This is a genomic window from Pseudomonas sp. FYR_7 (assembly GCF_043106155.1).
Taxonomy (GTDB): Bacteria; Pseudomonadota; Gammaproteobacteria; order Pseudomonadales; family Pseudomonadaceae; genus Aquipseudomonas; species Aquipseudomonas parafulva_B.
The window spans coordinates 36,691-48,766 of sequence record NZ_JBICMI010000055.1; the positions used below are offsets into that span (position 1 = coordinate 36,691).

Sequence of the window (12,076 nt, forward strand, 5' to 3'; positions counted from 1 at the left end):
AAAGCCTCATTGTTTCAGCTTCGCTTGCCGCTTGCGGCGACCTTCGGGTGCCCAGTCAAGGGCCCCGACGCGCCATAGGTAGACAAGACCTGCCAACAGAATTGCTATGAAAACGAGTGCTTCGACGAACCCGGTCCAGCCGCTTTCGCGGACGGACACAGACCATGCAAAGAGAAAGAGGGCTTCGATATCGAAGATCACGAAGAGCATCGCGACCAGATAGAATTTTGCCGACAGGCGCAGGCGCGCGCTGCCGGTGGGCAGCATGCCGGATTCGAAGGGTTCGTTCTTGGCGCGGCCCCAGGCCTTGCTGCCGAGTAGGCTGGACAGGCCGAGCATGAAGGCGCACAGGCCGACGACACCCAGAAGGAAGATGGCAAAGCCCCAGTTGTGGGCGATGAGTCCTGCCGAATCGGACATGCTTTAAATCCTTATACAGAGACCCAGCTCTGCAGTCTGAAATAAGTGTAGAGCGGCGACGTGGTGTCGCACTTGCAGTGACCAAATGTCGCAGCTGAATCAATCCTGCTGATTTTATGGGTAAACCCGGGCCAAGTAAAATTTCCGTAGCAAATTTATTCGCAGGGTCAACAACATAATCGGCGTGTAACTGGCTGAAAGCCTTGAAATTCGGGCATTGCGCGCGCTTTTGTTAATTATGTTTCTTGCGAGTGGTAACGAATTACGAATTGAGTAATGATAATTAATATCATTTGGACTGATGCCGCTTATTTGGTCCGTTCTGCGCCTTGTAAAGTTCATCTGCAGATTTCCTCTGCTTGCAAATGCGAAAAGCTCGTGTTCTAGCACTTATCGACCCGCTGGGTACCGCCCTGGGTCAATACTAAAGCGCGTTTGCGGTGGTGGGGTCGCGCGTGGCGCTGTGCCTGCAAGCATAGACCAGGGTGCTCTGATTGCTCCTCGTCGTGGCTGCACGCGCTGGATAGGCAGGGCTCGCTCTAGGCGACATCGCACACGCAGAGCGGGCTCAGCGCCAGGTGCAGTTAGGCGCGGGGTCACTGGAATGTCGGATTTAACCCCTTCCCTGTAGGGCATTTCCCAAACATACTCTTGCCGCCTGATTTCCGTTGCGGCTGCCCGGGTAGCGCTCTAGTCTCGGCCTGTCGTTGCTCATCAACGACACAGCTTTGACAGGCTGTGACGGTAAATAGTGCGCGGCTTTCCTATATGGTGGCTGTGCGTGCGGGCACGCTTGCGTGCGCCGGAACTTAGCTATTTCCGCCGGTCTGTCAACCCACGTACAGCTGCCGCCCTTCTGTTTGACAGCAGGTGGGTGGCCAGCCATAGAAGGTAAATAGCTATGTTGAAGATAGTCCCCGATCCACCTCGCATCTCTCATTCCCTCGAAGACACCCTGATCCAGGCCACCGACCACGCACTCTGCGCAGCGACCGTGGTGCATCAGGCCTTGCTTCAACAGCCCAAGTCCCCTGCACCGATCCTCATGATGACCTCGATGCATGAACTCGAAGCGCTTCGAGCTTTGCTTGAGTCGGCCTTGATTCAGGTGCAGATGCCAGCCGGTGCCAAGCCTTTGCACTGAGGCTGATCGATGTGTAGCGACAGCCGGCCTTTGGCGGGTAAGTCCATGCCTACGCAATCACCGCAGCCTGCAATGTTCCACATTGACGGCGGGAGCGGGTCTGCCCGCATCAGGGGTCGGCTATGCAGTCGGAAATTCTCAGGGGATTCAAACATGACTACAGAAGACACCCAGTTCACCGTCGGTCAAACAACGTTTTGCCAAGGTGAAAACGGCACGCACGCGTTGTTTCGCATCGAGCCCGGCATACCGTGCCGGGATGCTCGCGAGCAGTCGTCAGAGTTGATGGGTTACGTTCGCGAACTGACCATCATCGGCTTGACGGAGGACAGGCCAATGATGATCTGGGCGGCCCACTACCTCAGCGCCATGGCCAAGGCATTGATGGATGACGCCGAACTGGGCATGGCGCACTGAGGTACTGTGCGGTCACATGTCTAGATGCAGTTTTGCATGGCGAGAGCTCAGCTGGCAGCTGAGTAGTCATTGCTTGATGCCTGCATGCCGTTGCAGGTGCAGTGTATGCCTGCTTGTGCCAGGTGCATGAGACAAAGCCCCAAGCTTAGGAAGCTTGGGGCTTTGTTCGATTGCAGCCCACTATCAGTGGAACTGCTCTTCCTCAGTCGAACCGGTGAGCGCAGTCACCGACGAGGCCCCGCCCTGAATCACGGTGGTCATGTCATCGAAGTAGCCCGTACCCACTTCCTGCTGATGCGCCACGAAGGTGTAACCCTTGCTGGCGTCGGCAAACTCCTGTTCCTGCAACTTCACGTAGGCGGTCATGTCGTTGCGGGCGTAGTCGTGCGCCAGGTTGAACATGCCATGCCACATGTTGTGGATGCCGGCCAGGGTGATGAACTGGTGCTTGTAGCCCATGGCCGACAGCTCGCGCTGGAATTTGGCGATGGTGGCATCGTCCAGGTTCTTCTTCCAGTTGAACGAAGGCGAGCAGTTGTACGACAGGATCTGGTCCGGGTACTCCTTCTTGATCGCTTCGGCAAAGCGGCGGGCTTCGTCCAGGTCCGGCTTGGCGGTTTCGCACCAGATCAGGTCGGCGTAAGGGGCGTAGGCCAGGCCGCGGGCGATGGCCTGGTCTAGCCCTGCGCGCACTTTGTAGAAGCCTTCGCGGGTGCGCTCGCCGATCACGAACGGCTGATCGTAGGGGTCGCAGTCACTGGTCAGCAGGTCGGCAGCGTTAGCGTCGGTACGGGCAAGAATGATCGTTGGTACGCCCGAAACGTCGGCTGCCAGGCGCGCGGCGACCAGCTTTTGCACGGCTTCTTGGGTCGGCACCAGCACCTTGCCGCCCATGTGGCCGCATTTTTTCACCGAGGCCAGCTGGTCTTCGAAGTGCACACCCGCAGCGCCTGCTTCGATCATGTTCTTCATCAGCTCGTAGGCGTTGAGTACGCCGCCAAAACCGGCTTCGGCATCCGCCACGATGGGCGCGAAGTAGTCGATGTAGCCTTCATCGCCTGGGTTCTTGCCAGCCTTCCACTGGATCTGGTCGGCGCGGCGGAAGGAGTTGTTGATGCGCTTGACCACCGTCGGCACGGAGTCGACCGGGTACAGCGACTGGTCGGGGTACATGGACTCGGCGGAGTTATTGTCGGCAGCTACCTGCCAGCCCGACAGGTAGATGGCCTGGATGCCTGCCTTGACCTGCTGCACGGCCTGGCCGCCGGTGAGGGCGCCCATGCAGTTGACGAAATCTTTTTCCGGGCGGAACGATGGATGTGCACCTTGGGTAACCAGCTTCCACAGCTTTTCTGCACCCAGGCGGGCCAGGGTGTGCTCCGGCTGCAGGGAGCCACGCAGGCGAACGACATCGGCGGCGGTGTAGGTACGGGTCACGCCTTTCCAGCGCGGGTTTTCGGCCCAGTCTTTCTCAAGGGCTGCAATTTGCTGTTCGCGTGTCAGTGCCATGGAAGTAAACCTCGTCGCATCGATCTTGGGTTAATTGTGCGGATGCTCGGGGCAGATCAGGGCGCTGGCGGCAGTCCTGTTCAAGCGGGTACGGCGGCATCGGGCAAGGATGAGGGGCAAGGCGGGCAGTCAGGTCCATCGGTGCCCCGGCAGGTCGGCTCGTGGATGCCTCGCTGCGGTGCTACGCGAATGCTGTGACGGCGGTGACGCACTTGAGTCCCTCGCAACCACTTGCTCGTTGCAGTCGCCACCTCGTCGAACCGCCTTGTGGGCTGTACGGACACAGGGCGCCTCCAAGGTGACAGAGGGCGCCCCGAAGGCCCTTGCCAGGGCCCCTGATTAGCGGGAGCGAGGCCATCATGCCCTCGTGAAAAAGTGCCTGTCAAACGCTTTGTAGTGCTTTTTTAGGTCTACTACATCTTTGGTCTAATACGACTCATCAGTCAGTTCAGAGGCCTTTGGTCGAGGCCGCAGACTGTCTGGGATCAGTCCAAAACATCGACTTTCACCCGCACTGTCATGTTTTTTCCCCGCTCGGTGCTGTAGATATGGCTTGCGCTGCTGAAACCGGCCTGGCTCTGCTGGTTGAACCCGGCCATATCGATCCACTCGCCAACCTTGCCGGTCAGGGTTGTGTCGGTGCTTTGAACATCCACTACATCTGCACGTTCGCGGCTGATACGATCATTATTGGTGCTGATCTGTAGGCGAACGGTGTCCCCAGTAAGCATCGGCGTTACGTAAAAACCTTGGGTGACATTGCGGTATTGGGTGTCGCTCTGCATGCGCCCGTATCCATCGGTGCTGGAGCTGGTGACGGGGATGCTCTGGCCGACCTGGATCAGCGCTGGTTGGCCTTCGCTTGCCTGGATCTGCTGTACGCCGCCGTCGCGGTTGGAGGTGCCGTGGCGGATGATCCTGGCGTTGCCGCGGGTATCCTGAAATTGGCTGTCGCTGGTGTCGACGCTGATCAGCAAGCGCTTGGCGGCCGTGTCCAGTTGCTTGAGCACATTACGCAGCTCGCCGATGCGTTGTGGGCTGGCATTGACGATGAGCTTGTTCTCGAAGGCACTGACGGTGCCGTCCTGGCCGATGAAGGCTTGCGCGGGCGCCAGCAATTCGGCGCTGCTGCGGTGCTGCAGCGGCACGACCTCAGTCTCGGCCTGTGCGGCCAGGCTGGCCAGCATTGCCAGCGAGATGAAAAGCGGGCGTGTGGACATGGGCAGGTCTCCGTAAAAGGTGAGTGTAATCGCTGCATCGGCAGCGTCTGGACTTCCTGAGCTATTTCGCAGCAATTAATTCCTGGATCGTCAGCGGTGCCATCTTGGACCTCGGCTTCCACAAGGAGGGTCCCGAAGGACAGGGCAGCGGCTGAACCTTGGCAGGGGTCGTGGGTCGCAATCACAGGCCATCCGGGGGCGACTGTCATGAAACGCTGGTTCATCGTATGGGGGTGCTTGTGGAGCGCCGGTTTGCAGGCAGCGCCTGATGTGCTGCGCATCCAGCACCTGCAACGCTGCGGTGATGTATTGAGTACTGAGCGCCAGCAGTGGTGCCTGCGCGTGACGGGGCTGGGTGAACAGCCGCCAACATTCAAGGTTGGGGGTGTGACAGTGCCTGCTAAAGCGTTGGAGCGCCAAGGTGACACGTTCACGCTGACCCTTGGAGACCAGCCTGGACCGAGTGCGCCGTTGTGGCTGGAGGTCAACGGGCAGGCCAGCAACCCTGTGTGGTTGACTCGTCAACGCAGTCATGTGGTCGCCGCAGGCCCCGATGAGGTGGCCAAGAACATGGACGGCCTGACCACCTACCTGAATCTGGTCAGTGTGCTGGTAGAAGAGAAATACGACGGTCTGCACGAGGCCAGGCGCATTGCCGAAAAGTACGGCGCGCAGGTGGTGGGCGCCATAGCGCCGCTGAACGTCTACCAGTTGCGCTTGCCGGTGCACGACCTGGTGCAACGGGACGCCATGATCCTGCGCATGGGTACGGAGGTCAGTGTCGATGCAGTGATCGTGGAAGAGTCGGCTCCCGAACGGGGCGAGGAGGGGGACGACCGCGCCGAACCAGCCATCACCCAGGCCGATGAATGGGCCGCGAACCGCTTCATGGACGCCTTGTACTACTATCAGCGCCGCATCCCTGCCTCCAGAATCCCTGTCCAGCCTGTGCGTGTGGGTGTGATCGAGAGGGGTGTGGACTTCGGTGCAGCTGGCTTCACGCGTTATCGCGGCGCCTGCGAGCACGGGCAGACGTGCGTGTATGCCAGGGACGGCAGCGAGTCTGCTAGCCATGGCACTCATGTGGCGGGCATTTTCGCCGCCCAGGATGAAGGCTTTCTCGCTGGGCTGGGCAAGGCAAGCCCGGGGTTCGATGTGATCGTCGACCGTAATTCCGACGCCGGTATCACGGCCAATATCGCCGCATCCGTCAACCTGGTGCAGGACGGTGTGCGGGTGCTGAACTGGAGTTGGGGCATTCACCGGCTAGGTGCCCGTAACATCAAGGGAGATGAGGTCGACTCGCTGGTCCGTTCCGGGCTGGCCATGAGCGGTTATGAAGAGCTGCTGGAGGAGTTTTTCCTGTGGCTGCGGGCCAAGCATCCGGATGTGATTGTGGTGAATTCCGCGGGTAATGGGGCTTCGTGGTCGGGCACGGACGAATACCGATTGCCGTCGTCCTTCGTCACCGAACAGTTGCTGGTGGTGGGCGGCCATCAGCGCAGTGAGCACGCTGTACCCGTCAGTGACCCGCGGCATGTGCGCAAGCGCCACAGCTCCAACATCGACAGCCGTGTGGATGTCAGCGCCGCCGCATGCCTGCGCCCCTCCGGCGAAGCCAAACCCCATTGCGGCACGTCCTATGCCACGCCTTTGGTGGCGGCCACCGTGGCCGCGATGCTGTCGATCAACCCGGCGCTGACCCCGACGCAGGTGCGTATGCTGCTACGTCGCAGTGCGCTGACCCTTGGCGAGCAGCAGGATTTCGAGGCGATGGATGCCGAGGACTTGACTGCCCCCATTTTGCCGTCGGAGCGAGGCGGGCGCCTGGATGACCCGGACCTTGGGCGTTCTGCGCGCCTGGACATGCAGCGTGCCCTGGATTTGGCGGTGCAGAGCCGCGATCGGGTGCGCTGATCGGTGGCTCCTGGCTGACAAATTCCGTAACATCGCGCCTTTGTTTTCGCACTCCGTCCGTTCTGGACCGTCACCCAGGAATTCCATGAAACCCGTTCGCCTACGTGCCGACCTGCTGGCCGGCTTGACCACCTCGTTTGCCCTCGTGCCCGAATGCATCGCGTTCGCCTTGGTGGCACACCTCAACCCCTTGATGGGCCTTTATGGCGCATTCGTCATTTGCACGCTGACCGCGCTGTTCGGCGGCCGGCCGGGGATGATTTCCGGTGCTGCGGGCTCGATGGCTGTCGTGATCGTCGCCCTGGTGGTGCAGCACGGCGCGCAATACCTGCTGGCCACAGTGTTGCTCGGGGGCGTAGTGATGATCCTGTTCGGCGTATTGCGCCTGGGCAAGCTGGTCAGGCTGGTGCCGTACCCGGTAATGCTCGGCTTCGTCAATGGTCTTGCGATCGTCATTGCCATGGCCCAGCTTGAGCATTTCAAGCAAGGCGAGCGCTGGCTGCACGGGGTGCCCTTGTACCTGATGGTCGGCCTGGTGGCCTTGACGATGGCGGTGGTCTACATTCTGCCCAGGCTCACCCGCGCCGTGCCTCCGGCGTTGGTTGCGATCCTGGGCGTAGGCCTGTTGGTGTACCTGTTCGACCTGCCGACCCGCACCCTGGGTGACATGGCCCACATTGCCGGTGGCCTTCCGCAGCTGGCTTGGCCGGCGGTGCCCTGGACCCTTGAAACTTTGCAGATCATTGCCCCTTATGCCGTATTGATGGCCATGGTGGGCCTGCTCGAAACCCTGCTCACCCTCAACCTGACGGACGAGATCACCGAAAGCCGCGGCTTTCCGGACCGCGAGTGCGTGGCGCTTGGGGCGGCCAATATGGTGTCGGGATTGTGCGGCGGCATGGGTGGATGCGCCATGTTGGGGTTATATAAAGTGATTTCTACGTCCCAAGCTCCTCGAATTGCGCTGGTAGGCCTTAGTCCGCTCCATAACGGACGAAAACGTCTTCCAATCGAGTCAGACGTAAAAAGTTTTACGCCCACTTACAACCTCGCAAGCGAATCGCCTTTGGTAGCCAAGTTTTACGCCTAGATGCAAAACCTGTAGACGGATACCGCTACGTGTCCCCTTCCGTAGCTACGAACTTTGTATTTTATATCCAAATACGGTGCAACCGTTGTGCGCGTCAGAATTTCGAACGCACTAAGCCAGCGCTGTAAAATATTTCCAGAGCGAGCATTTCGCTAAGTACACCTGTAGGTATCTCATGTCCCCCAAACGCCTGTACACCGATGCTTTAGCTGGGCTTACGACATCCTTCGCCCTTGTGCCTGAGTGCATAGCGTTCGCTTTGGTCGCGCACCTCAATCCACTGATGGGACTGTATGGCGCGTTCGTAATCTGCACTCTCACAGCTTTACTCGGCGGCCGACCAGGCATGGTGTCGGGTGCCGCAGGATCAATGGCAGTAGTGATAGTCGCGCTAGTGGTCCAACACGGGGTGCAATACCTTCTTGCAACAGTCTTGCTGGGAGGTTTGGTGATGATCAGTTTCGGCCTTTTGCGGCTAGGCAAACTTGTAAGAATGGTGCCACATTCCGTGATGCTGGGTTTCGTCAATGGTCTCGCAATCGTCATTGCCATGGCTCAGTTGGAACACTTCAAGAGTGGAGAGCATTGGCTCACAGGGGGGGCGCTGTATTGGATGGTTGGACTTGTTGCGTTTACGATGTCAATTGTGTACCTGCTCCCCAAAATCACTCGAGCTCTTCCACCCGCGCTCATCGCCATTCTCACGGTCGGATCACTCGTTTATTTACTCGATATTCCGACTCGCACGCTGGGCGATATGGCACACATTGCCGGCGGGTTGCCCAACGTCTCACTACCCGATGTGCCGTGGAGCTTTGAAACTTTAAGTATCATAGCCCCATATGCGTTCCTCATGGCATTAGTAGGCCTTTTGGAAACCCTATTGACGCTTAATATAACAGACGAAATCACCGAGACTCGCGGCTATCCAGACCGTGAATGCGTGGCGCTTGGGGTCGCAAACATTGCTTCTTCTGTAGTCGGGGGCATGGGGGGGTGTGCGATGATTGGGCAAACGGCAGTTAACTTGAGTTCAGGAGGCCGCGGCAGGCTGTCGGGAATTATTGCAGGTGTGGCAATTTTGCTATTTGTCCTCTTTCTATCTCCGATGATCGAAGGAATTCCACTTGCTGCACTTGTCGGCGTCATGTTCGTAGTTTCGCAACAGACCTTCGCATGGGCGTCCCTACGTGCGCTAAACAAAGTCCCTCTCAGCGACACCATTGCGATCGTCTTAGTCACTATCATTACAGTAGCCACAGACTTGGCAACTGCTGTTTTTTATGGAGTTATAATTGCGGCACTTAACTTCGCCTGGCAGCACGCAAGACAGCTCTACTCTGACTCCCACAATGAAAACGGGAACAAGACTTATCGCGTGCATGGAACTCTTTTCTTTGCGTCCACTGCTATCTTTTTAAATCAATTTGACCCAGCAGGCGACCCTGATTCCGTAACGCTTGATTGTCAACATTTGAGTTTTGTGGATTATTCGGCCGTTGCAGCACTGAATACTTTGCGCGAGCGATACGCTAAATCCGGTAAGCATCTTCGAATAGTTCACCTTTCAGAACGTTGCAGAAAGCTTCTAAAGCGAGCGCGCGCTCATCAAAACTGACTATGGGCGCGGAGCATCACCATCATCGCCACATTGATCGTTTGTCACACAAACCAGCAGGAGAGCACTGGCCATAATGCCTCCAAAATATGACATTGGGACGTTCTAACTAATTACCTTCGTTGATTTTTAGCGTCCTGATGTGGGCTGCATCTGGTTGAGGGAGCGCTTAATCAAATACAGCTAGACTGTCTTGAATCACGACTCAAAACATGCTAAAACCAAAAATAATTTAATCTAAAGTCAGCTTTTCCGAGGCAGTCCAGCGAGCCATCCTCCAGGTTCGAGTAAAGGGCTACGAGCAGCGGCACTGCAAAAAATATCCTTATGCTTGGAGGCCGCCAAGACCGCTCTCGCCTCTGCACGCCATTTTTCTACTGCGGCCCACTTGTCCGTTTTTACTTTTCTGCGACCTTTCAAAGGAACTCCTCGACTTAGAACGCTAGGGATATCACTGATATACACCAAATTCGATGCGCTCTAGGTATTCCTTAACAGTCTGTAGCCCACAAGCGTCATCTATAATCTCAGCTGGAATGTTATTATTAAGATGCCTACAAGGGCGAGCAAGCCATTCTTCTGCAAGCAATCGCGTACCAAAGACGACTGTGGCATACGCAAGGATATTATCATAATTAAGTCTAGCCCCTGCCGTGTTTTGATCGACTAAATTGTCCCCGCTTTGGTCCGCCGACTTCATGACTCCTCCCTGCTCGAAATAATTTTCATCTGGAAGTACTCATTTTCTCGCGCCAAAACTTTGCGACAAGTACACGCTGCGCCACCATTAAGATTTTTCAAAGGGACCCAAATGAAGCTTGGCATCAAAAACTCTTTCCGGAGACGTTCTCAAGTTATTTAGTGATTCTCCAAGAGCGTAAGTTTTTCCCTGGACAGTTCGATGGGCTACACCGACGGGTGCTCCATCTTCATCCCGATAAATCAATACTTCAAGTAACGGCTCTAGCCTCCATGCACCTGTACCATTGATATCTCCTGGAGTCCCAATGTACGCCGCCTCTAACCACACAGTCTTGGTTCGTGCTAACGCCACACCGGACAATTCTGATGTTGTGGATAGCATCAGCATGGTCCGCAACAGCTCAGTGCCAAAATCCTGCACTACTTGAACGTAATACCATGGCCAGAAGATATCGTGCTCTACAACGGACCAAAACTGTATACCGTCCGGCCCACTAGGACCTCCCATCAACTCATGGTGCTCGGTAGTCTTGAACATCAGGCTCCTCCTTCACTTGAACAGAGGCTGAGTCTCTGACGAGTCGGCCAGTGGGATGTAGTCGCCCTCCGGCAGCGGCAGCCAGAGGTATGGGGCTATTCGGTCCCACGCCCTCGCACCCTGATTGACGTGAAAGACCAGCCTGTGCGTGTCGAATTCCGATCCAGAGCAGGATAGCTCATGAAATACGGACTATAGTCCGTGGCCCTATAGTCCGCAAACGCAAAATACTGCCGCCTCAAGCAGATTGAGGCGACTATGCGGGATCTAGCGAAAGAGCTGGGCGAAAGGATCAGAGAGGCCCGTAAGCTCAAAAAGATCTTTCAAGAGGCCCTAGCGCTCACCTGCCGAGTAGATCGGAGCTACATGGGCCGTATAGAAAGAGGTGAGGTCAATCTCACAGTAGAGAAGCTTTATCAAATCGCCGCAAGCCTGGAGTGCGAGCCAGCCACCCTTCTTCCCGCCGGCCGCTCCCCCAGCTAACCTGCCTAAACTCCATCAGCGACTCGCCCATAAAAAGCATCAAAACGCGTTGAGGTTGCATGGAGGCATGAGCTGTGCGCGAACCGAAACGCGTGCCTGCTCACGACGTGATGCAGTTCAATATTTACTCTTGGGACCTATGGAGGAATTGAAGCGCCTCATGTGAGCCGGGTAGAGGAGAGGGAAGCCAGATCGATCGGTCTGGTTTTTTTGTGCCGGCGATCTACTTGGTGTCGGTCCCTTGGTGCTTCTCCCGTCCTGTGATGCCGTATGAGTGGTGAAGGTGAATGGTCCTGCTGGTAGGATGCCACCACTCGAAATATGGAAGGGATACCCCTGTGAAAAATGTGAAGGGCTGGCTTACTCGCAACTGGATCTGGCTTGCGATGGCGAGCATCATTGCTGTGCTTGGAGGAAAACTTTTCTACACGTACTCTCATACATTCCCTTACGTATCAGACAACCACGGCGCATGGAGTAGCTTCGGTTCTCTTATGGCTGGCTTCTTCACTTTGACAGGGACGGTGGCTACCCTCGCTACCCTTCTGTTCCTCGCACGGCAGAACAAGGAGATGCAGACGGTCACGCAGACGCAGATGGATACGCTGACGTTCGAGAGGTACATCAACCATCGCAAGCTCTTCACTGAGCATCTGCGAGAGCTTGAAGTGCTGCACAAGAACACCTTCACCTTCCGCGACCCTTCAAGCCTGTATAGCGCGATCTTCCCTGACAACAGCCCGCACCATTGTTCGTTCTCTGTGTCTCCCATTTACGACGAAAATGGCGACGGCGAAAATCACATAGGCATGATCCTGAGCAAGACGAAAACGCTCAAGGCATATCTTGAAAAATCCGAGTTCAGGGATGGTGATGCCGATGAATTCGTGTTGCACCTAATCGATCTTAATTGCTCCATCTGCATGATTGAGCCTAATACAGAGCTACGAGATGGTGATGTGACGTTTCTAGAAAGGTTCTATGGCTTCAACATCTATACGCTTGATGATTTCGTGAA

At 56.6% G+C, this 12,076-nt stretch carries 10 protein-coding genes and 2 pseudogenes; 7 read left to right on the forward strand and 5 right to left on the reverse strand.

The genetic code is table 11. The features are described from left to right. Positions 1-6 precede the first annotated feature (6 nt). A complete protein-coding gene (locus ACF8R3_RS14560) occupies positions 7-420 on the reverse strand; it encodes an NADH-quinone oxidoreductase subunit A (protein WP_008096178.1) in 414 nt (137 codons plus the stop codon). A 901-nt stretch (positions 421-1,321) separates the two neighbouring features. Between ACF8R3_RS14560 and ACF8R3_RS14565 the strand changes: the two genes are divergently transcribed. Continuing rightward, positions 1,322-1,564, forward strand: a complete 243-nt coding sequence (locus ACF8R3_RS14565; RefSeq protein WP_392515783.1) for a hypothetical protein — start codon at positions 1,322-1,324, stop codon at positions 1,562-1,564. Between the two features lie 153 nt (positions 1,565-1,717). Then, the gene (locus ACF8R3_RS14570; RefSeq protein ID WP_058605078.1) at positions 1,718-1,981 is read left to right on the forward strand and encodes a DUF3077 domain-containing protein; all 264 of its coding nucleotides are present in this window, start codon (positions 1,718-1,720) and stop codon (positions 1,979-1,981) included. A 183-nt stretch (positions 1,982-2,164) separates the two neighbouring features. Here the strand turns inward: ACF8R3_RS14570 and aceA are convergent, their stop codons facing one another. Together aceA and ACF8R3_RS14580 are read right to left on the reverse strand one after the other, a co-directional pair. Continuing rightward, positions 2,165-3,490 (reverse strand): isocitrate lyase, encoded by a 1,326-nt coding sequence (aceA, locus tag ACF8R3_RS14575; protein WP_023534769.1) that lies wholly within the window; start codon positions 3,488-3,490, stop codon positions 2,165-2,167. Positions 3,491-3,975: 485 nt separating this feature from the next. Next, positions 3,976-4,710, reverse strand: a complete 735-nt coding sequence (locus ACF8R3_RS14580; RefSeq protein ID WP_392515784.1) for a secretin N-terminal domain-containing protein — start codon at positions 4,708-4,710, stop codon at positions 3,976-3,978. Between the two features lie 207 nt (positions 4,711-4,917). Between ACF8R3_RS14580 and ACF8R3_RS14585 the strand changes: the two genes are divergently transcribed. From ACF8R3_RS14585 to ACF8R3_RS14595, 3 genes and pseudogenes are all read left to right on the forward strand, one after another. Beyond that, complete coding sequence (locus ACF8R3_RS14585; RefSeq protein WP_392475238.1) at positions 4,918-6,627, forward strand: S8/S53 family peptidase; 1,710 nt, start codon at positions 4,918-4,920, stop codon at positions 6,625-6,627. A gap of 85 nt (positions 6,628-6,712) precedes the next feature. Next, positions 6,713-7,603: pseudogene (locus ACF8R3_RS14590) on the forward strand (SulP family inorganic anion transporter); the annotation flags it as partial. 289 nt (positions 7,604-7,892) lie between these two features. Then, positions 7,893-9,335, forward strand: a complete 1,443-nt coding sequence (locus tag ACF8R3_RS14595) for a SulP family inorganic anion transporter (RefSeq protein WP_392515785.1) — start codon at positions 7,893-7,895, stop codon at positions 9,333-9,335. Positions 9,336-9,786: 451 nt separating this feature from the next. Here ACF8R3_RS14595 and ACF8R3_RS14600 read toward each other — a convergent pair whose 3' ends face one another. Both ACF8R3_RS14600 and ACF8R3_RS14605 read right to left on the reverse strand, forming a co-directional pair. Beyond that, positions 9,787-10,035: an antitoxin Xre/MbcA/ParS toxin-binding domain-containing protein gene (locus tag ACF8R3_RS14600; protein ID WP_392515786.1), complete on the reverse strand. Its 249-nt coding sequence runs from the start codon at positions 10,033-10,035 to the stop codon at positions 9,787-9,789. A gap of 87 nt (positions 10,036-10,122) precedes the next feature. Then, entirely contained in the window at positions 10,123-10,575 is a 453-nt protein-coding gene (locus ACF8R3_RS14605) for a hypothetical protein (RefSeq protein WP_392515787.1), read from the reverse strand. Positions 10,576-10,833: 258 nt separating this feature from the next. Here ACF8R3_RS14605 and ACF8R3_RS14610 point away from each other — a divergent pair, with 258 nt between their 5' ends. Together ACF8R3_RS14610 and ACF8R3_RS14615 are read left to right on the forward strand one after the other, a co-directional pair. Next, complete coding sequence (locus ACF8R3_RS14610) at positions 10,834-11,058, forward strand: helix-turn-helix domain-containing protein (RefSeq protein WP_392515788.1); 225 nt, start codon at positions 10,834-10,836, stop codon at positions 11,056-11,058. Positions 11,059-11,345: 287 nt separating this feature from the next. Beyond that, positions 11,346-12,076 (forward strand): annotated as a pseudogene (locus ACF8R3_RS14615) (hypothetical protein); the annotation flags it as partial.